Raw genomic sequence first — 20,459 nt, forward strand, 5'->3', positions numbered from 1 at the left:
CTTACCGCTGCGGCACCAACTCGTCGGCGTACTGCGCCACCAGACCCGCCTTCAGCAGCTTCCCGGACTCGGTGCGGGGCAACTGCGCGGCGAAGGAGATGGAGCGCGGGCACTTGTAGTGCGCCAGCCGGTCCCGCAGCCACGCGCCGAGCTCTGCGGCGAACTCGCCGGTGGCCGACGCCGGATCCACGGTCTGCACCACGGCTTTCACCGACTGTCCCATGGCCGGGTCGGGGATGCCGAACACCGCGGCGTCGAGCACCAGGGGGTGGCTGATCAGCAGGTCCTCGGCCTCCTGCGGATAGATGTTGACCCCACCGGAGATGATCATGTGGTGTCGGCGGTCGGTCAGATACAGATAGCCCTCGTCGTCCAGGTAACCGATGTCGCCGACGCTGACCCAGCCGTCGGCGTTGTGCGCGGCCGCGGTCTTGGCCGCGTCCCCGAGGTAGCTGAACCGGGCCGCCCCCTCAAAGAAGATCTCGCCGGGCTCCCCGGGCGGCAACTCGGCTCCGTCCTCGCCGAGAATGTGCACCCGCCCACCCAGCGGGCGACCGACCGACCCCGGGTGGGCCAGCCACTCCTCGGCCCGGATGAACGACGCCCCAACCCCTTCCGAGGAGCCGTAGAACTCGTCGACGATGGGACCCCACCACTGCATCATCTGCCGCTTGATCTCGGTGGGGCACGGCGCCGCGGCATGCACCACGCGTCGCAGGCTGGACACGTCATAGCGGTCCCGGACGGCCGGGTCGAGCTTGAGCATCCGGACGAACATGGTCGGGACGAACTGCCCGTGGGTGACCCGATAGCGTTCGATGGCGGCGAGGGCCTGCTCGGCGTCGAAGCGTTCCAGCACCACCGCGGTGCCGCCGAGCGCCTGCACCGACATCGACCAGTACGACGGCGCGGTGTGATAGAGCGGCGCCGGGCTCAGGTACACCGCGTCGCCGTCGATGCCGGCCGCGTTGAGCAGCGGGCTGAGCATGATGCCCGCGGCCTCCGGCGAGCACTGCGGCAGCTCCCGCCGAATCCCCTTGGGCCGCCCCGTCGTTCCCGACGAGTACTGCAGCAGGTCGCCCTCGGACTCGTCGGCGATCGGCGTATCCGGGTGCCGGGCCACGCATTCCGGATAGCGCTGCCAGCCGTCGAGATCGTCGTCGGCCAACAGTCGCAGATCCGGCAGCCCGTCCGGTAGGTGCGCCGCCAACTCGGCGCACACCGCGCGCCGGGCCCGCGCGGAGACGATGCCCTTGGCCGCGCTGTTGACCAGAATGTAGGCGACCTCGGCGGCGGTCAGGGCAGTGTTGATGGTGGTGTAGTACAGCCCGCAGCGACGGGCCGCCCACATCACCGCGTGCATGTGCTCGTTGTTCTCCATGAGCACCGCGACGGTGTCCCCCTCGCGCAGTCCCGCCGCCCGGAAGTGATGGGCCAGGCGATTGGCCCGCGCCTCGAGTTCGGCGAAGCTGATCCGGTGGCCGGCGGGATGCAGGATCACCGCCGGCCGCCCGGAATCGACCCACTGACGAATCTGCATCGCTAGCGCGTCGCTGCCTCGGTCACGGCTGCACCGGGCACGGCGGGTTCGGGTCGATGCCGCACATCCCGTGGTGCACGTAGCTCGGAACATCCTCGGCCGGTTGGATATTGGCGTGCTGGTTGATGAAGTTGAAGCCCAGCATGAACACCATCATGATCAGGTTGAACACCGCGGTCAGCGCCAGGATCCGGATCACCGGCAGCCAGCGCGTGGAGCGGATCTGGTCGATGCCCTTGTCGGTGATCATCATGCCGTCGTTGTCCCGGAAGCAGTAGATGCCGATGGACAGCACCGTCACCACCCCGCCGAAGAACACCCCTTCGTACAACGGGAATTGGTACATGGTGCCGGTGAAGATCGACCAGTCGTCGTTGACCCGCAGGTAGTGCCACGCGCCGATCCGATGGAAGAACTGCTCCAGCGTGATGCACAGGAACGTGAACAGCGCGATCATGAACACGATCACGCCGGCCTTGTTGATCCGCGGGAACCGCTTGCGCACCGTCTCGATGAGCTTGTCGATACCCATGATCGCCAGCGGTGTCAGGACGATGTAGCTGGCCAGGAAGTAGATGATGGGCTGCGGGTTCTCGTTGCCCTTCTCCACCCACCCCGGGATGAACTCGCCCCAGGTGCCCATGTTGAAGAAGCCGCCGTTGTAGCCGAACACGGGCCGGACCGCGTTCACGCCGACGTCCTGCCAGGCCGCCAGCAGCCAGGCGAAGACGAACACGCCGAGCGTGGGGAACTGCCGCTCGCGGCGCATCTTTCGGATGATCCACCAGAACAGGACCACGCCGAGCACCAGACAGCCGATCTCCCAGAACCGGATCCAGGCCATCGTCGAGCCGGGGATCTCGTCGGGTCCGTTCGGCGACGGCGCGAACCGGTCGGAGAAGACCCACCGCAGATACACATAGGTCTGGAAGATCACGAACACCGCGCCCAGGCGGGCCAGCCAGACGATCGGCGGCGCATCCTTGGCGCCGGTCCAGAGCCGGTCGAAGTTCTCCGACTCGGGTCTGGTGGTTTGTTCTGTGGTCACTGCACCGCTCCAATCTGTCCGAACAGTTCGGCTGTTTGTGCGCCGTAGAATCTCCGGCGCCGTGGGCTCACCAGAAACCCTGGTGGCGAGAGGAATCCGAGGTCGGGTAGCCGAGTGCGCTCGGCCAGCATCTCCCGGGCCTGCGCGCGGTCCCCGCAGACCGCCATCGCCCGCAGCATCTCGTCGCTGACGTGGCGGCCGAGGTTGCGCGGGTCCCCGCCGGTGAACTCGGCGCGGATGGCCGCCACCTGGTCCTGCCAGCCGTGCAACTCGACCAACGCGTCATAGGTCTTGACGGTCAGGTAGAAGCCGATCTGTCGCTTGGCTTCCTCGACCGCGCGCTCGGGGTTCTCGTCGTCGACGGCGGTGATCACCCAACCCCACCGCAACAACTCGGCGCCGTCGCGGCCGGCCCGCTGCGCACCGAGGGCCAGTTGCGGGTCGACGACCTCGTCCCACCAACGGTCGGTGAACAGGCCGTGGCCCAGCACCCCGTCGGCCACCGCGCCGGCCGTGCGCAGCATGTGGATGTTGAAGGCGCCCAGCAGGATCGGCACCTCGAGGCGGCCCAGCACCGGTGCGCGCACCGCCGCGTCCAGCGAGTAGTAGTCGCCGTCGAACCGGATCCGCTGGCCGTCCTCGGCCTCGAGGAACGCACGGATGCAGGTGACGAGCTCCCGCATCCGCGGCGCCGGGTGTGACGAGTCCACGCCGAACCAGTCCCGGTTCATCCGCGCCGTCCCGGCACCGAGCCCGAGGAAGACGCGGCCCGGTGCGATCTTGTGCAACTGGCGCATGGCGGCGGCATGCACGAACGGGGACCGCGCAAAGGCGTAGGCGATGCCCGGCCCGGAGCGGGCCACGGTGGTGGCGTGGGCCATCTCGGAGGCCGTCACATACGCGTTGGCGTCGGCGAACTCACCGGCGCAGAACGCTTCCGCGCCGGCTCGTTCGGCGTCGGCGGCCAATTCTGCGCCCGGCCACGGCAATCCCCACCTCATCGGCACGCCCCGTCAGAACTTCAGGCTGGCGCCGGCGTCGACCTTGAGTTGCACACCGGTGACGTACCGCGACTCGTCGGAGGCCAGGTAGCAGACCGCGTTCGAGATGTCCTCGGGCTCCACGAACGGGATCGGCATGCCCTGCATCATCGGGAAGGTCAGGATGGCGTCGTCGAGGCCCGGATGTTCGAGGTCGGGCCGGAACATCTTGTACATCTGCTCGTTGTGCAGCATCGGGGTGTTGACGTTGGTCGGATGGATCACGTTCGCCCGGATCGACAGCGGGGCCAGCTGACCCGCCAACGCCATCGTGTACTTGTCGATGAATTGCTTGGCCAGGTTGTAGCCGGCACCGCCGGTGCCCTGCGGGCCCATCGCCCCGCCGGGCCCGGCCTTTTCGGCCAGCAGACCGGCCACCGAACCCACCGTGATCACCGACGCCCCGGCCGTCAGGTGCTGCAGCGCGGTGTGGACGGTGTTGACCACGCCGAGGAAGTCGACGTCGAAGGCGTTCGCGAAGGCCCCGATCGGTTGTCCGTCGCCCAGCGGACAGATGCCGGCGTTGGCCACCACCACGTCGAGCTTGCCCAGTTCGGCGACAGCGGCGGCCAGCGCGTCCTGCAGCGCGGCCCGGTCACGGACGTCGACGGCGGCGGAAACCACGCGGTGCCCGGCCTTTTCGACCTCGCGGCAGGCCTCCTGCAGATCGTCCTCGGTGGCCAGCGGGTAGCTGTTGTGTTCGATGTCGCCGCAGATGTCGAACAGGATCACGTCCGCACCCTCCTCGGCGAGGCGCACGGCGTGGCGGCGGCCCTGCCCGCGCGCCGCGCCGGTGACCAGTACGACCTTGTCCTCAACTCGCCCCATCTGACAGATCCTCACTTCGCGTTCGTTGGTTGGTTGCTTGCCTGCAATTGCGCGCGCAGCAGGTGCTTTTGCACCTTGCCGCTGGCGGTCCGGGGCAGTTCGTCGACGACGACGATCCGCTCCGGGGTCTTCTGCCGGGCCAGTCCGCACTCGGTGAAGTGCTGGGCGGCCTCGACCAGGCCGAACCGCTGTCCGGCGTTGACGACGACGAACGCGCAGACCCGTTCCCCGTAGGTGGCGTCGGCCGCGCCCACCGCGGCCGCCTCGGCGATCGCGGGATGGCTGCTGAGGACGTCCTCGACCTCTTTCGAGGAGATGTTCTCGCCGCCGCGGACGATGATGTCCTTTTTCCGGTCGGTGATGGTCAGGTAGCCCTCGGCGTCCAGTCGGCCCACATCGCCGGTGCGGAACCAGCCGTCGACCATGGCCGCGGCGGTGTGCTCCCCGCCGGTGTACCCGACGAACTGATCGGGGCCGCGGGTCAGAATCTCACCCGCGCACCCACTTTCGACATCGCGCCCCACATCGTCGACGATGCGCACCTCGGTGCCGGGGGTGATCCGGCCGTCGGTGTCGGCGCGCTTGTCCAGCGCGTCCTCGGGTCGGCCGGAACTCACGGTGGGGTGTTCGGAGGATCCGTAGCAGCGGAAGGCGCCCGCGCCGTGCTTGTCGGCCCGGCGGATCAGGGCGCCGGCCACCCCGGCGGCCCCGGTGGTGAACTCCCGCAGGCTGGACAGGTCCAGGCCGTCCCGTTCGGCGACGTCGAGGATGCCGCCGAGATGGATCGGCGCGCCGCCGGAGGCCGCCACGCCGTGCTGGTCGATGAGCCGCGCCGCCAACTCGGGGTTCCAGGCATCCATCGCCAACGTGGTGTTGGCCCGGCAGAACATCCGCAGGATGCCCAGCGTCCCGGCGATGTGTCCGGACGGGAACAGCGACAGCGTGGTGAGTTCCGGTCCGGCCGCGCGTATTTCGTCCATCGACCGGATCTCACCGAGCAGGCTCGCGTGCGTGTGCTGCACGCCCTTGGGCTGCGCCGTGGTGCCCGAGGTGTACACGAGCAGACATCGGTCGGCCGGGTCGACGGGCACCGGGTCCGAGCCGATGGGTGCGACGTCGGTCAACTCGGCGTAGGACACCGTGCCCGGCAGCGGATCCCCGACCAGGATGCGCAGGTCCACTCCCCCGGCCTCGGCCACCGCGCTCAAGGTGGCGCCGGCGTCCCGGTTTCGCAGTTCGCGGGCGAGGATCAGCGCGCGCGCACCGGACTGCCGGACGATGAACGCCACCTCGGCGGGGCCGTAGATCGGCACGATCGGCAACACCACCGCACCGCACAACCAGGTGGCGGCGTGCGCGACGAAGCACTGCCGCCAGTTCGGCAACTGCAGGGCCACCACGTCGCCGGGGCGCACCCCGAGATCGGTCAAACCGGCCGCCATCCGGCGACTTTCGTCGAACAACTCGCCCAGGGTGGTGCGGTCGGGGTTGACGGCGCTGTGGATCTGCACGGGCGTGCGGGGGTACTGCCGCGCGGCGGCGCGGATCTCGTCGGCGACGGTGGCGGTCAACATGACAGGAGCACACATCCCGCGATCGGGCCGCCGCCGGCGGAGACCACGGCCACCTCGGGCCGGCGCGGCAGCGCGGTCGGGCCGGCGCGGCCCCGAAGTTGTTGGCACGCCTCGTGCAGCACCCAGTAGCCGTGCATCCGGCCCGCCGAGAGCTGACCGCCGTAGGTGTTCAGCGGAAGCTCGCCCGTCGGGGCGATGCGCTCACCACCGGCCACGAACGGGCCGCCCTCGCCGTCGCCGCAGAAGCCCAGCGCCTCCAACCAGGCCAGGGTCAGATAGCTGAAGCCGTCGTAGAGTTCGGCGACATCCACGTCGGCGGGCCGCAGGTCGGTCTTCGACCACATGTCGGCGGCGGCGTCGGTGGCCGCCATCTTCGGATAGTCCGGCCGGCCCGTCCAGCCGCCGGTTCCCGGGGCGCCGCCGGTGGCCTCGACGGTCACGGCCCCGTGCGGGGTGTTGGCGCGGTGCTCGGGGGTGGACACCACGACCGCGATGGACCCATCGACGGGCACGTCGCAGTCCAGCAGGCCCAGCGGTGACGAGATGGGGCGGGCGCTCAGGTACTGCTCCATGGTGATCGGGTCCCGGTACACCGCAAGCGGATTGCGCGCGGCGTTGCGCCGGGCATTGATCGCGATCCAGCCGAGCTGTTCCTTGGTGGTGCCGTAAAGATCCATGTGTCGTCGGCAATGCAAGGCCAGCCAGTTGGCCGCCGAGTAGGCGTGGGCGGCCAACAGCTGGCCGATCTCCCCGGCTCCGGCGGCGGCCTTCTTGGCCGCATCCGACTTGGCCCCGGCGCGCTTCGGCGGCCCGGCGTCGGCGGTGCCGCCCATCATCTGCACCGTGCGATAGACCAGTACGTGGCGGGCACGTCCCTCGGTGACGGCGTCGCAGGCCTGCACGACGGGTTGCAGCAGGCCGCTCGGCCCGAACGGGTCGCCGAACTCACCGACCGCGCCGAGACCCAGGTGGGCGGCCGCCTCGTCGGCGGGCACATCCCCCAGCGTGCTGACGCCGTCGATGTCGGCGGGCGTCAGGCCCGCGTCGGCGATGGCGGCGGTGGCGGCCTCCGCGGTCAGCGTCAGCGCGGGGATCCCGCTGCGGCGCTTGACCTGTGAGATCCCGGTACCCGAGATCACGGCGGCTCGTGCTGAACCCACCATCGATTCCCTTCAACGGTCAATCAAGTTAATTCAGTGTACTCTATGGGGGTGACGCATTCTCCCGAATCGCCGGCCTTGACCCCCGCCCCTCGGGTGCTGCCCGAACTCGACGACACCTCCCGTCCGTTCTGGACCGCCGGTGCCGCGGGCGAACTACGTATCGCGCATTGCCCCACCTGTCGCCGCTACCTGCACCCGCCCCGCGCCACGTGCCGGGACTGCGGCGCGGACCTCGAGTTCGAGGCGGTGTCGGGCAACGGCACGGTGTTCACCTACACCGTCGCCCACCAGCAGTTCAATCCCGCCGTCCCAACACCTTTCGTCATCGCCCTGGTCGAACTCGACGAGCAGTCCGATCTGCGCCTGGTCGCCAACATCGTGGACGTGGAGCCCGCCGCGGTCACCACGGGCATGCGGGTGCGGGTGCGCTTCGAACAGCACGACACGGTGTTCGTCCCGGTCTTCGCACCCGCCCCCTGAACCCACCGCGGCCTCACTTGATGAGCGGGTCCCGGGGCAACCCGAGGATCCGCTCCGCGATCTGATTGCGGGTCACCTCGGAGGTGCCCCCGGCGATCGTCATCCCCCGGGAACCGAGCACCAACAGGCCGGCCACCTTGGCGGGAGCGTTGAGCAGCGCGACGTCGGGTCCGTACAGCTCGGCCGTCTGGCGGGCCCGGTCCACCACGTGCTCGGCGATCAGCAGCTTGGTCACGTTGCCCTCCGGCCCCGGTTCGGAACCGGCGACGCTGCGGGCCACCCGGCGCAGATTGAGCAGCCGCAGCGCATGTTCGTCGGCCAGGAACTGCCCCGCCCGTTCGGCGGCGCCCGCCACTCGTTCGCCGTAGCGCTGCGTCACATCGACGATCGCGGCCACCGCACCCTTGCTGGCGGAAACCCCGCCCCCGCCGATGCTCACCCGCTCGTTGCCCAACGTGGCGCGCGCGACCCGCCAACCGTCGTTGGGGGTGCCGACGACATCGTGGTCCGGCACGAAGACATCGGTGAGGAAGACCTCGTTGAACTCGGAGGCCCCGGTGATTTGCCGCAGCGGGCGCACCTCGACACCCGGTGCGCTCATGTCGATGATCATCATGGTGATGCCGGCGTGCTTGGCCGCCTCCGGATCCGTGCGGACCGTGGCCAGACCCAGCTGGCAGTATTGCGCACCGCTGGTCCAGACCTTCTGCCCGTTGACAATCCAGCCGCCCTCGGCCCGCACCGCCTTGGTGCTCACCGCCGCGGCGTCGGAGCCGGCGCCCGGCTCGGAGAACAGCTGGCACCACACCTGCTCCCCGCTCAGCGCGGGCGCCACCAGGCGCTCGATCTGTTCGGGACTGCCGTGCTGGATCAGGGTGAGGACGTTCCAGCTGGTGATGCCGAGGTCCGGGCGGGTGATCCCGGCCGCGGCCATCTCCTGCTCGATGACCAGCTGCTCCACCGCATCCGCGGCCCGGCCCCACGGCTTGGGCCAGTGCGGCATCAGGTAGCCGGTCTCGATCATCCGTTCCCGCAGCCGCTTGTCGTCCAGGTCGGCCCACGACGCGAGCTCGCGCCGGGTCTCGCTGCGCACCTCCTCGGCCTCCGGGGGGAGGTCGATCGAGTTGGCCCGGACCACGCCCTTGCCCGTCAGTTCGTACACATCGGCGGGGGCGCGCCGGCCGCCGAACAGGCCACGGGTGGTCAACGCGCGGCGCAGATGCAGGTGCGCGTCGTGCTCCCAGGTGAAGCCGATCCCACCGTGCACCTGGATGTTCAGCTCGGCGTTGTGCACGTAGGCGTCGAAGGCCAGGGTGGCCGCCGCGGCCGCCATCAGCTCGAATTCCTCGTCGCCGGAGCCGTCGACGCCCGCCCGTGCCGCGTCCCACACCGTCGCGGTGGCCTTCTCCGCGGCCACCAACATGTTGGCCAGGTGGTGCTTGATGGCCTGGAAGGTGCCGATGGTCCGGCCGAACTGCTCGCGGACCTTGGCGTAGTCGACCGCCGCGGCCAGGCAATCCTGCGCTCCGCCAACGGCTTCGGCGGCCGCGATGGTGCGCACCAGGGCCACCGCCAGCGCGGCCCCGCCCTCGATGACGTCGGCGCCGGCAAGTGCGACGCCGGCGAGGTCCACCCGGCCCGAGCGCCGGGTGGGGTCGAGGTTGGCCGGCACGTCGAGGGTGAGCCCGGCGGCGCCCGCGTCGAGGACCAGGACGTCGTCGCCGGCGATCAGGAGCAACAGATCCGCCAGGCCGGCACCGAACACCACCGGCCCGTCACCCGAGACCCGGTCGCCGTCGACGGTGACCTGCGCGTCCAGTCCGACCCCGGCGGTCACCGTCCCGTCGACCAGGCCGGGCAACCACCGCGTCCGCTGCTCGGCGCTGCCGGTCGCGGCGATGATCGCCGAGGCCATGACGGTGGGGACGAAGGGTCCCGGCGCGACGGCGCCGCCGAACTCCTCGACCACCGCCACCAACTCCGGAAGGCCGACCCCGGCGCCGCCGTACTCCTCGGGCACGTGCAGTCCGAGCCAGCCCAGGCCGGCCAGCTCGGCCCAGAAGTCCGGACGTTCCTCGGTTTTCGCCTCCAACAAGGCGCGTGCCGAGCTGCGCGCTTTGCGCGCCTCGAGGAACGCCCGTGCGACGTCGGCTAGTTCGCGGTGGTCTTCAGTGATTGCGATGCCCAACGGTCCTGATCTCCTTCGGTGGATTCTTCTGCGTGCGAGAGCGGCGGCCAGCTTCGACGGCGCAACGCGCCGGAGGCCGTCCGGGTCAGATAGTCGTCGCGCTTGATGCCGCGCCACAGCTGCGCCACGTAGTCGTGCTCCGAGAGCGCGCCACGACCCGCCAGGTCCGCGAGCGCGGCCCGACCCTCGGACACCGACGCCGGTGTCCTGTTCAAAAAGCCTGCCAATTCGGCGATTTCGGCGGCATCGACCTCCGCGCCCACCCGGTCCACCTCAGCGAGGAACTTCACCAGGCGCGCGGCACCCTTGACGTAGCGGATCGCCAGCACGTCCTCGGATCGCTCGACCGCTCCGGACAGTGCGGCCGCCGCCGCGTCGTACACCGAGGTGTACTCCGAGACGCGCTCGTCATCGGGCAGGTCGACCCAGACCTCGGGGATGCCGACCACGTGGGCCAGCGCCTCGACCAGCAACCGGCGGTGCAGCATGCCGTAGATCAGGCTGTTGCCCGCGTCCGGCGAGCCCGCCGGCGCCGAGGCCCGGACGTCGACGGTCGCGGGGCTGATCGAGGCCAGCCGGGTCTCGGCGAACAGGCGGTAGTACCACACCCGGTCTTCGTCGATCCGGTGCCCGGAGAGCCGCTCGTACTCGGCGAGGCGGGCCGGGAAGTCGGTGAAGGTGTCCTGCACCGTGCGCAGTGACAACCAGGCGATGTCATCCATGGGATCGCCGAAATGTGCCAGTTCCCAATCCACTATCGCGGTGACGGTGCCCCCGGAGTACATGAAGTTGCCGGGCCCGGTGTCACCCTGCACCAGGACGGTGGGCCCGTCGTAGTCGGGGATGTTGCGTTCCAGCCAGTCGATGCAGAACCGCAGCAGCGGCGCCGGCTTGCCATAGCGGTCGACGCGGGCGCGCATGGCCGCGATCTCCGCGCGCACATGGTCGGCGACCGGGCCGGCGGGGCCCAACCCGGGGATGTTCAGCGCACCCGCGTCGATGCGGTGCAAGGCGGCCAGTTTGGCGATGAAGTCCTGCGCCGTGCGGACCTGCTCTCCCTCATCCTTGATCAGCCGGAACCAGGTGTCCCCGCCGACGCGCTCCATCAGCACCGCCTGGGCCACGGGGTGCGCGGCCAGCACGCGCGGGACCTGCACACCGTGCCGGTGCAATTCGGCGATGATCTCCGCCTCGATCTGCAGCGGATGAAAGGCGCCGCCCGGGGTGGGCTCGCGCGGGTCATACCGCAGGAACAGCTCGCGCGGTCCCGCCTCGGTCTCCGCGTCGACGAACCAGGCCTGTCGGCTGGCGCCGCCCGACACCTGCTTGGTGTCCACCCGGTGCGCACCGGTGACCTCGCCGATCCACGTGCGGATCTCCTCCGGAATCACCCTGGGCTGCTTGCTCATTTCCTCGTCTTCGTCTTGGCCGAGTTGGCCATCCATCGCTGCACCGCGTCGCGGTGTTCCTGGGTCATGCTGCACCGGACCATGCGCTCACTCTCGAGGGGCAACGCCTCCTCGAGCGGGAGGCGCCGGGCGTCGAGCACATTGTTCTTGGTTCCGGCGTAGGCATAGGTGGGGCCGGCGGCGATCTCGGCGGCCCAGCGCAGCGCCGCCGAGGGCAGCTCGTCGTCCTCGACCACCCGATTGAACAATCCGAGCCGCGTGCCGGCCTCGGTGTCGATCGGTGCATCCGTGATCAGCAACTCCAGCGCCTTGGACGGGCCCACCAGGTGGGTGAGGAACCAGGCACCGCCGAAATCGCCGGAGAAGGCCAGCTTCGACCACCCCGGGACCAGCCGCGCCGAACGCGCGGCGATGCGCAGGTCCGCCGCCAGCGCGATACTCATGCCCGCACCGACCGCCGCCCCGGGCAGGGCCGCGATGGTCACCTTCGGCATGGCGTGCAGCAGCGTGACCATGCGGGCGTGCTCGGTCAGGAGTTCGGCGCGGGTGCGCACCAGGTCCTCCGGATCGTCGGTGGCCACCAGCTTGGCCGACCCGCCGTCGCGCACATCGCCGCCCGCGCAGAACGCCCCGCCGGCGCCGGTGATGAGCACCGCACCGATGTCGTCGTCGGCGGCGAACCGTTCGAGCAGACTCGGTACGGCAGCGTAGATCTCGACGTGCAGGGCGTTGCGCCGGTGGGGGCGGTTGAGGGTGATCACGCCGACCCGGTCGACGATCTCGGCCCGCACCGTGTCGGTGCCGGTGTCCACCGTCGCGGCGGCCCCGCCCACCTGGGTCACCGCTTGGTACCGTGCGCCAATTCGTTGTGGCGCTCCATCATCGCCACGGCCTTGCGGCGAGTGGCCTCGTCCGGCAGTGGCAGCACGACGGGTCCGAGTTCCCGGCTCGGCAGCGCGACCGTCGCGGTTGCCGGCGCGGTGACCTCGCCGCGTTGGCTGGTGGCGCGGAACTCGACATCGACGACGCCGTTACCGTTTTCGATGCGCTTGCCGACCACCTCGCCGGTGATGAACTGGGTATCACCGATGTAGTTGAACTTGCGCATCTCGTCGTGCTGGCGCACCAGCCAGCCGTCGTCACCCATCCAGTCGGTCAGGTAGTGGGTCAGCCAGCACTCCCGCATCACGCCGTAGTCGTAGGCCATCGGATTGCCGATCGACTGCGACCACTCGTTCTCCCAGTGCAGGCGCTGCGCCACGTCGGGGATGCCGGCGGCGTTCTTGATGTAGAACTTCGGCACGCGCTGCCGATTCTTGTAACCCACTCGGGCGCCGCCGATTCCGTACGGACCGAACCCGTAGCCGCCCGCATGGAAGGAGATCATGTCGGTCAGCGTCAGCGGCCCCTTCACCATCTTCGGCAGGGCCTCACCCACCTGGACGTCCTCGTAGTAACGCGGTTCGGCGCCGCGCGGCCCCTCGGCCGCGTAGATCTCGTCGATCTCGGCGATCTGCTCGTCGGTGTAGGTCCCCGGCTCGAGGTTCATGTACTTGCCGCGCTCGCGGGACTTCTTGCGTTCGGTGGCGATCAGGATGGTGCGCTCGATCGCGACGACCTCGGCGCGCTGGTTGATGCGCACCACGCGGCGGATCCGGATGACGGAGCGACCGGCATACTCGCTGTTCTTGACCTCGGTGGTCTCCATGCCGCCGAAGCCGAACAGCTGATCACCCGGCCGCACCGGCAGGAACCACTCGGTGTCCTGCCCGGAGACGAAAAGGTGGATGCCGGAGAACAATCCCCGGGTCGCCTTGCGGATGTCCTCGGGAATCGGGTCCCCGAGCATCTTGCGCGACAGCGCGCAGTGGATCATCGGGGGCGCGATCGGACCACCCCAGCGGGTGTCCCGGGCGTAGTCCGGATCGACGTACAGCGGGTTGTCGTCGCCGTAGCCGATGGCGAACTGGCGGATGGCGTCGGTGCTCAGCTCGCGGTGATGTTCATCGATGCTGATCGGGGCATCGATGCCGAGCAGCAGCTTGGCCCGCTCGATGTCCTCGTCCTTGATCGCGTGATCGAAGTCGTGGGTTTGGTCGGTCTGCGTCATCGTCTGCTCTTCCCGGTGATCTCAGTACATCCGTATCGGTAGTTTGGTCAAGCCCCGCAGCGTCACCGTGGGCTTGTAGCGCAAGGTCTCGGCCGGCACCGCCAGTTCCCAGTTGTTGAACCGCTCCAGCAGTGCGGCCAGGGCGATCCGGCCCTCCTGGCGGGCCAGCTGATGGCCCAGGCAATAGTGAATTCCCGAGGCAAATGACAAGTGCTTGTTGGGCTTTCGCGTCAGATCCAGCGCCTGGGGGTTTTCGAAATGCGCCTCGTCGCGGTTGGCCGAGGTGATGACCCCCAGCAGCTGTGAGCCCTTGGGGATCGGCACGTCGGCGATCTCGAGATCTTCCATGGCCACCCGCGCGGCGCCGTCGGCCACCGGCGAGGTGTAGCGCAGCAGCTCCTCGAGCGCCGTGGTCTCCAACAACTCCGGCTGAGTCCGCAACAGCTCCAACTGATCCGGGTTCTGCACGAGCTCCAGGACGCTGTTACCGATCAGGTTGGCGGTGGTGTCGTGGCCGGCGAGCAGCAACAGGAACACCATCGCGACGGTTTCCTTGTGGGTGAGCCGGTCGCCGCCCTCGTTGGCCCGCGCGAGTTCGGAGATCAGACCCTCGCCCGGGTTGATCCGCCGATCCTCGATCATCTCCGCGAACATCTTCGACAGCTTCATCATGGTCGCCGCACTGCGCAGCCTGGCGCTGGGCTTGCCGGTGTCGGTGCCCAACTTCTCCACCATCACGTGGAACCGGTCGCGGTCCTTGTCGGCGACGCCGAGCATGGTGGCGATCACCGCCAGCGGCAGCCGAACCGCGTAGTCGTGGACCAGGTCCACCTCGCGTTTGACGGCCACCTCGTCGGCCAACTTCTCCGCGATCTTGGCGATATCGGGCGCCATGGTCCTGACGAGCTTCGGGGTGAACGCCTTGTGCACCAGCGTGCGCAGGCGCTTGTGGTCGGGGTCGTCCTTGAACACCATGGTCTGGGTGAGCATCCGGATGCTCGGGGGCAACAGCCACGAGTACTTGCCCGCCGAGGTGTTCTTGATGATGTCGGTGGAGAACCGTTCATCGGTGAAGAGGAAGTTGACGTCGTCGTAGCGGGTCAACAGGAAGCCACCCTTACCGGGCAGCGTCAGCGGCGCGGTCCCCCAGGACACCGGGGCGTTCGCACGCAGATACGCATAGCGCTCATGTGGAGTGTCGAGCATCTCGCGACTACCGAGATGGGTGATCTCCAGCGTGCCAACTCGTTTGGACATAGTTACTCCCATCGAAGCCCCAACTCACGCACGTCCTTCTTCAGTTCGAAATCGCCACACCAGAGTTCCTCGGGTACACCGACCGACCGGCGGTAGGCGGCGGTGGGCCGGCTGGGGCTGTCGACCCCTGGGTTCCGGTGCTCCATCGCGCTCTCCCGCATTACCCGTCATTCGGCGTCGGTTTATTAGTACACTGATTTCCATGATTCCCGCTACCCCCCGCGACGAACTGGACCCCGAACCCCCGGGCATCGGCTCGTTGGAGGCCATCGAATTCGGCGTCGAGGACCACGTCGCCACCATCACTTTGAACCGGCCGGACGCCCTGAACGCCATTTCGGGCCGAATGGCCGCCGAGTTGACCTGGGCCTGGGAGACGGTGCGCGACACCGACGACATCCACGTCGCGGTGCTGCGGGCCGTCGGCGACCGCGCGTTCTGCACCGGCGTCGACGTCAAGGGCGACGGCAGCTGGTTCTTCCGGAGCAACGTGTGGAACACCTTCGACCCGGGGATGCTGGTGTCCCCGAAGATCCATCACCGCTGCTGGAAACCCGTGGTCACCGCGGTGCACGGGTTGGCCGCCGGCGGCGCCCAGTACCTGATCAACGAGTCCGACATCGTGATCTGCTCCGAGGACGCGGCGTTCTTCGACCCGCACGCCAACGGCAGCATCGTCTCCGCGCTGGAGCCGATCGGGATGCTGCACCGCGGCGTCCCGCTCGGGGAGGTGCTGCGCTGGGCGCTGATGGGCACCGAGGAACGCATCTCGGCGGAGACCGCGCTGCGCATCGGGCTGGTGTCGGAGGTGGTGGCCCGCGACGATCTGTGGGCCCGAGCAAACGACATCGCCGGCCAGATCGCGGCGCGCAACCCGCAAGCGATCCAGGGCACCATCCGCGCGATATGGGAATCTTTAGACATGACGCGTTCCACCGCGCTGCAGAACGGCATGGCCTACACCCACATCGGCAACCCCCCGCTGGCCGAGCGGCGGGCCGCGCCGCGCCGCAACGGGCGGCCGGCCTACCGGTGACGCAGTGAGTCAGGACATGATCGCGCCGCGAATCGATTCGCGGCAGGCCAAACTCGCCGGGCGGGCCGCCGAGCAGATCGTCGCCGACGTCATCGAGCTGGGCTGGCCCGTCGGGCAGGTCCTCGGCTCGGAGGCGGAACTGCTGGAACGGTACGGCGTGAGCCGGGCCGTCCTGCGCGAGGCGGTGCGCCTGGTGGAGCACCAGCGGGTGGCCCGCATGCGCCGGGGCACCGGCGGTGGCCTGGTGATCGACGAGCCCGACATCGACGCGGTCATCGGCCCCGCGATCATCTACCTGCTGCGGGTCGACGCCACGCTCGACCAGATCTTCGACACCCGCATCCTGCTCGAGGAACTGGCCGCCGAACTGGCCTCGCAGCGGGCCGGCGAGAGCGATCTGGCCCTGCTGCGGCGGACGCTGGAACGCGAGGCGGCCGGCGAGGTCCCCGACTACCGCCTGCTGCATTCGCACGTCGCGGCGCTGACCGCCAACCCCGTGCTGGAACTGTTCGTCGAGACCTTCGCCCGGGTGAGCAACTTCTACTTCGCGGACCGCGCGGCGCTGCCCGAGTCGGTGGTCCGCGACGTCTGCCGGGCGCACGATGCCATCGCCAAGGCGATCCTGACCAACAATCCCGGCCTGGCGCGCGAACGGATGCGCCGCCACCTCGGCGCCGAGGCGGACTTCATCCGCGCCCAGCCCGACACCGTGCAGCGGCTGGACCCCGCCGTCGCGCTGGCCGGCTCGCTCGGCGACAAGCGCGGCGAGGCCCTGGCGCGTCAGCTGTTCACCGAGATCATCAGCAGCGGCGCCGCCCCCGGCAACTTCGTGGGGTCCGAGACCGCGTTGATGGACAAACACCAGGCCAGTCGGGCCGTGGTCCGCGAGGCCATCCGGATCCTGGAGTACCACCAGATCGCGCTGACCCGGCGGGGTCCCGGCGGCGGCCTGTTCGTCGCCGAACCGGACAGCACCGCGCTCGCCGAGATCATCGCCATCTACCTGCGGCGGCGCGGCGTCAAACTGCGCCACATCAGCGACCTGCGCACGGGCCTGGAGCTGGCGGTGACCGAGCGTGCGGCCGAGCAGCTGCGCGCCGCCCCGGCCGCCGAGCTCGAGGCGATGGCCGCGGACCTCACCCAGGCCCTGCGGGCCGAATCCGAACTGGGCTTCGCGCTGGCGTTCAGCCGCGGCGAGGATTTCCACTCGGTGCTCGGCGGCCTCACCGGCAACCCGGCTCTGCAGTTGTTACACCGGGTCACGATGCGGCTGGGCTGGCAGTTCTTCTCTCAGCTGGCCACCGCGAACCCGCGGGTCAACGCCATCTCGGAGCCGGCGGCCATCGAGCCGGCGCACCGCGACATCACCGAGGCGCTGCGCGCCGGTGACGCCGAGCTGGCCGTGATGCGGATGCGGGCGCACATGAACGCGACCGCGTCGCCGCCGACCTGAGCGCCGCGCCGCCCTGCCGTCGAACCCTGCCGTCGAACCCGGGTCTTCCCAGATTCGATAGTTGAGGATACTGTTCTATCTAATTGAATGAGGAGGGTGGATGCAGCATCCGTGGGATCGACGCCTCGGGGTGTGGTGGATCGCCGAAGATCACCCGGAGGCCCCGGCCATCGTCGCGTCGCCGAGCGGTCGGACGCTGACCTTCGCCGAACTGACCGCCGCGGCCCACCGCGTGGCCAACGCGCTGCAGTCCCACGGCCTGCGCCCGGGCGACGTGGTCGCCTACGCCTTGCCCAACGACGTGGACGCGGTCATCTGGCAACTGGGCACCAGCGAGATCGGGTTGCGCTACCTGACGCTGAACACCGCGCTGTCCCCCGAGGAGTTCGCCGCCATCCTGGCCCATTCGGGTGCGGTGGCCCTGGTCGCGCACGCCGACTACCTCGACCGATTCACGGCCGCACCCACCGACATCGGGCTCGAGATCGTGGTGGGCGGGCCCGCCGCCGGATTCCTCACCGAGGCGGACTTCCTGGCCGCTGCGCCCACGACACCGCCGGCCGAGCGCACCCAGGGCGACGCCATCCGGTACTCCTCGGGCACCACCGGCAAGCCCAAGGGCATCGTGCGCCCGCTGGACGGGCGAGATCCGGGCGAGGCCGCCAACGCGCTGGCGGTCTTCGGGCGCGCATTCGACTTCCGCCCCTTCGACGGGGCCCACCTGGTGTCGACCGGTATGCACCACGCCGGCTGCCAGAGCTTCTACCTGGGCGCCCTCAACGTCGGGCAGGCCCTGGCGATCCTCGGCAAGTTCGACCCGGAGCAGACCCTGGCGGCCATCGAGCGCCACCGCGTGACGTCGGCCTACATGGTGCCGACCCAGTTCGTCCGGATGCTCAAGCTGGACGCGGGAGTTCGCAACCGCTACGACCTGAGCAGCCTGCGGTCGGTGGTGCACTCCGCGGCGCCATGCCCGACCCAGGTCAAACAGGAAATGATGGATTGGTGGGGCCCGGTCATCTGGGAGACCTACGGCGGCACCGAGGGGCCCGCGACCGTCGCCAAACCGCACCGCTGGCTGGCCAAGCCCGGCACCGTGGGCCGCCCGATCCGGGGCGTGCGGGTGAAGATCCTCGACGACGACGGTCACGAACTGGGCCCCGACCAGATCGGCGATGTCTACATCGAACGGACCGACGGGCAGAGCTTCGAGTACCGCAACGACGCCACGCTGACCGCCTCGGTGCACCGCGGCGCCGCCTTCACCATCGGCGACGTGGGGTATCTCGACGAGGACGGCTACCTGTTCATCTGCGACCGCGCCAAGGACATGATCATCAGCGGCGGGGTCAACATCTATCCGGCCGAGGTGGAAGGCGTGCTGGCCAGCCACCCCGCCATCGCCGATGTCGCGGTGATCGGCGTGCCCGACCCCGAATGGGGTGAACAGGTCAAGGCGGTCGTCGAGTTGCTCGACGGCACCGAACCTTCCGACGCGCTGGCCGACCAGATCATCGGCTACTGCCGGGACCGACTGGCGAGCTTCAAGTGTCCCCGGACCGTCGACTTCGATGCCGCCCTGCCGCGCACCGAGGCCGGCAAGTTGGTCAAACGCCAGATCCGCGACTCCTACTGGGCCGGCGCGGGCCGCCAGGTCTGAACCCTTCACACAGGAAGGCAGCACTACCCGCCATGAGCGACACCATCCCCATGCCCATCCCCATCGTCGGCTATCTGGAACTGGCCGACCCGCCCCATCTCAACGTCGCGGTCTGCACCAACTGCGCGGCCTACTACTTCGACCGCCGCGATGCGTGCGCGTCGTGCTTCGGCACCTCCTTCGCCACCAAGCCCGTGGCGACCACCGGCACGCTGGAGACCTTCACCGTGGTCGAGGTGGCCGCCCCCGGGGTGGCCGTCCCCTACGTCGCGGGCGTGGTCGACTGCGACGGCATCTCGGTGCGGGCCAACATCGTCGACGTCGAGCCGAACACCGCCGGGGTCCGGTTCGGAATGCCCCTGCAACTGACCACCTTCGACATCGGCACCGACGACGAGGGCCGCACCGCGGTCGGGTTCGGATTCCGGCCGGTCGCTTCGGGAGAGGACGCGCGATGAGCTCCGACGTTTGGATCCTTGGCATCGCCATGACGAAGTTCGGCAAGCGGCCCGACCGCGACGCGGTAGGACTCGGGGTCGACGCGGCCGGCGCCGCGCTCACCGACGCCGGGGTCAGCGTCGCCGACATCGACATCTTCGCGGCGGGCAACCTGCTGGGCTCGCCGGGCTACGGGCAGGCCGTGCAGAAACAACTCGGGCAGACCGGGATCCCGGTGTTCAACGTCGCCAATGCGTGCGCCACCGGCGCCACCGCCCTGCGGACCGCGATGCTGGCCATCAAGGCCGGCGAGGCCGACCTCGGACTGGCGCTGGGCGCGGAAAAGCTGGCCGGCGCCGGCATGCTGGGCGCCGGCAACAAGGCCCGCGGCGACGCGAAGAGCTGGCAGCCCAGCGGTCGACTCGACGCGGTCACCACCCTGGAGGGGCAGATCGGTACCGATCTGATGCCCGGGGTGTTCGCCCAGATCGGCATGCAGTACCTGCATCGGCACGCCTACTCCGGCACACCGCTGGAGTTGTTCGCCCGGATCAGCGAGAAGAACCACTTCCATTCGACGTTGAATCCGTTGGCCGCCCACACCAAAGCGATGTCGGCCGAACAGATCATGAACGACGTCATGATCGCCTACCCGAACACCCGGCCGATGTGCTCGGCCAACTGCGACGGCGCCGCAGCCGCGGTCCTGGCCAGCGACGAACGCCTGCGGACGCTGTCCCCCGAGCAGCGCCGTCGCGCGGTGAAGGTCAGCGCGTCGGTGTTGACCACCGACCCGTGGGAACAGGCGTGCCAGGTGCTGCCCAACGTCAACACCGTCACCCGCAACGCCGCCACCCAGGCCTACGAGGCCGCCGGCGTCGGTCCCGAGGATCTGGACCTGGTGGAACTGCACGACTGCTTCGCCACCGCGGAACTGGTGCACTACGACAATCTCGGGCTGTGCGAGCCGGGCGGGGCGGTCGACTTCTTCGACAGCGGCGCCCCCTGGCGCGACGGTCGACTGCCGGTGAACGTCTCCGGCGGCCTGCAGTCGAAGGGCCACCCGATCGCGGCCACCGGTATCGCCAACGTCTGGGAGGTCTGCCAGCACCTGCGCGGTGAGGCCGGCGACCGCCAGATCGACGGCGCCCGAGTCGGTTTGGCCCATGTGATCGGGCTGGGGTCGACCTGCGGGATCCACATTCTCGAGAAGGCGGCCTGAGCCCCTTCCGCGA

Annotated in this window: 17 protein-coding genes; 6 read left to right on the forward strand and 11 right to left on the reverse strand. The window is 69.3% G+C overall.

The window, feature by feature from the left end:
• Position 1: 1 nt before the first annotated feature.
• The 6 genes from fadD4 to EL338_RS24150 are packed head-to-tail and all read right to left on the reverse strand — an operon-like array spanning position 2 to position 7,190.
• Positions 2-1,540 carry a fatty-acid--CoA ligase FadD4 gene (gene fadD4, locus EL338_RS24125; protein ID WP_126336050.1) on the reverse strand — a complete coding sequence of 513 codons (1,539 nt, stop codon included), beginning with the start codon at positions 1,538-1,540 and terminating at the stop codon, positions 2-4.
• A 22-nt stretch (positions 1,541-1,562) separates the two neighbouring features.
• Positions 1,563-2,588: a spirocyclase AveC family protein gene (locus EL338_RS24130; protein WP_163791916.1), complete on the reverse strand. Its 1,026-nt coding sequence runs from the start codon at positions 2,586-2,588 to the stop codon at positions 1,563-1,565.
• Positions 2,585-3,589, reverse strand: coding sequence for an LLM class flavin-dependent oxidoreductase (locus EL338_RS24135; RefSeq protein ID WP_126336051.1), 1,005 nt, complete (start codon positions 3,587-3,589; stop codon positions 2,585-2,587). The genes EL338_RS24130 and EL338_RS24135 overlap by 4 nt, the downstream gene beginning before the upstream one ends.
• A 12-nt stretch (positions 3,590-3,601) precedes the next feature.
• Entirely contained in the window at positions 3,602-4,456 is an 855-nt protein-coding gene (locus EL338_RS24140; protein ID WP_126336052.1) for a mycofactocin-coupled SDR family oxidoreductase, read from the reverse strand.
• A gap of 11 nt (positions 4,457-4,467) precedes the next feature.
• The gene (locus tag EL338_RS24145) at positions 4,468-6,030 is read right to left on the reverse strand and encodes a class I adenylate-forming enzyme family protein (RefSeq protein WP_126336053.1); all 1,563 of its coding nucleotides are present in this window, start codon (positions 6,028-6,030) and stop codon (positions 4,468-4,470) included.
• Complete coding sequence (locus EL338_RS24150) at positions 6,024-7,190, reverse strand: thiolase family protein (RefSeq protein ID WP_235666277.1); 1,167 nt, start codon at positions 7,188-7,190, stop codon at positions 6,024-6,026. Before EL338_RS24150 ends, EL338_RS24145 begins: the two co-directional genes overlap by 7 nt.
• Before the next feature lie 45 nt (positions 7,191-7,235).
• Between EL338_RS24150 and EL338_RS24155 the strand changes: the two genes are divergently transcribed.
• The gene (locus tag EL338_RS24155; protein WP_126336055.1) at positions 7,236-7,673 is read left to right on the forward strand and encodes a Zn-ribbon domain-containing OB-fold protein; all 438 of its coding nucleotides are present in this window, start codon (positions 7,236-7,238) and stop codon (positions 7,671-7,673) included.
• A gap of 13 nt (positions 7,674-7,686) precedes the next feature.
• Here the strand turns inward: EL338_RS24155 and EL338_RS24160 are convergent, their stop codons facing one another.
• Genes EL338_RS24160 through EL338_RS24180 form a run of 5 tightly spaced genes read right to left on the reverse strand, consistent with a single transcriptional unit; the run spans position 7,687 to position 14,637 of the window.
• Positions 7,687-9,861 carry an acyl-CoA dehydrogenase family protein gene (locus EL338_RS24160; RefSeq protein ID WP_126336056.1) on the reverse strand — a complete coding sequence of 725 codons (2,175 nt, stop codon included), beginning with the start codon at positions 9,859-9,861 and terminating at the stop codon, positions 7,687-7,689.
• On the reverse strand, positions 9,825-11,270 hold the full coding sequence (locus EL338_RS24165; RefSeq protein WP_126336057.1) for a phosphotransferase family protein: 1,446 nt from the start codon (positions 11,268-11,270) through the stop codon (positions 9,825-9,827). The genes EL338_RS24160 and EL338_RS24165 overlap by 37 nt, the downstream gene beginning before the upstream one ends.
• Positions 11,267-12,112 (reverse strand): enoyl-CoA hydratase/isomerase family protein, encoded by an 846-nt coding sequence (locus EL338_RS24170; RefSeq protein ID WP_235666278.1) that lies wholly within the window; start codon positions 12,110-12,112, stop codon positions 11,267-11,269. Before EL338_RS24170 ends, EL338_RS24165 begins: the two co-directional genes overlap by 4 nt.
• The gene (locus tag EL338_RS24175; protein ID WP_126336058.1) at positions 12,109-13,380 is read right to left on the reverse strand and encodes an FAS1-like dehydratase domain-containing protein; all 1,272 of its coding nucleotides are present in this window, start codon (positions 13,378-13,380) and stop codon (positions 12,109-12,111) included. The genes EL338_RS24170 and EL338_RS24175 overlap by 4 nt, the downstream gene beginning before the upstream one ends.
• Before the next feature lie 21 nt (positions 13,381-13,401).
• Positions 13,402-14,637: a cytochrome P450 family protein gene (locus tag EL338_RS24180; RefSeq protein WP_126336059.1), complete on the reverse strand. Its 1,236-nt coding sequence runs from the start codon at positions 14,635-14,637 to the stop codon at positions 13,402-13,404.
• Positions 14,638-14,839: 202 nt separating this feature from the next.
• On the opposite strand from EL338_RS24180, the gene EL338_RS24185 reads away from it, so the two are divergent.
• The 5 genes from EL338_RS24185 to EL338_RS24205 all read left to right on the forward strand — a co-directional run bounded on the left by EL338_RS24185 (position 14,840) and on the right by EL338_RS24205 (position 20,446).
• A complete protein-coding gene (locus EL338_RS24185; protein ID WP_126336060.1) occupies positions 14,840-15,673 on the forward strand; it encodes an enoyl-CoA hydratase/isomerase family protein in 834 nt (277 codons plus the stop codon).
• A 16-nt stretch (positions 15,674-15,689) separates the two neighbouring features.
• Positions 15,690-17,126, forward strand: coding sequence for a FadR/GntR family transcriptional regulator (locus EL338_RS24190; protein WP_235666279.1), 1,437 nt, complete (start codon positions 15,690-15,692; stop codon positions 17,124-17,126).
• A 100-nt stretch (positions 17,127-17,226) separates the two neighbouring features.
• Entirely contained in the window at positions 17,227-18,786 is a 1,560-nt protein-coding gene (locus EL338_RS24195) for an AMP-binding protein (RefSeq protein ID WP_126336062.1), read from the forward strand.
• A 32-nt stretch (positions 18,787-18,818) separates the two neighbouring features.
• The gene (locus tag EL338_RS24200) at positions 18,819-19,244 is read left to right on the forward strand and encodes a Zn-ribbon domain-containing OB-fold protein (protein ID WP_235666280.1); all 426 of its coding nucleotides are present in this window, start codon (positions 18,819-18,821) and stop codon (positions 19,242-19,244) included.
• Entirely contained in the window at positions 19,241-20,446 is a 1,206-nt protein-coding gene (locus EL338_RS24205) for a thiolase family protein (RefSeq protein ID WP_126336063.1), read from the forward strand. Before EL338_RS24200 ends, EL338_RS24205 begins: the two co-directional genes overlap by 4 nt.
• Positions 20,447-20,459: the final 13 nt, after the last annotated feature.

The organism is Mycolicibacterium chitae, assembly GCF_900637205.1.
Classification (GTDB): domain Bacteria; phylum Actinomycetota; class Actinomycetes; order Mycobacteriales; family Mycobacteriaceae; genus Mycobacterium; species Mycobacterium chitae.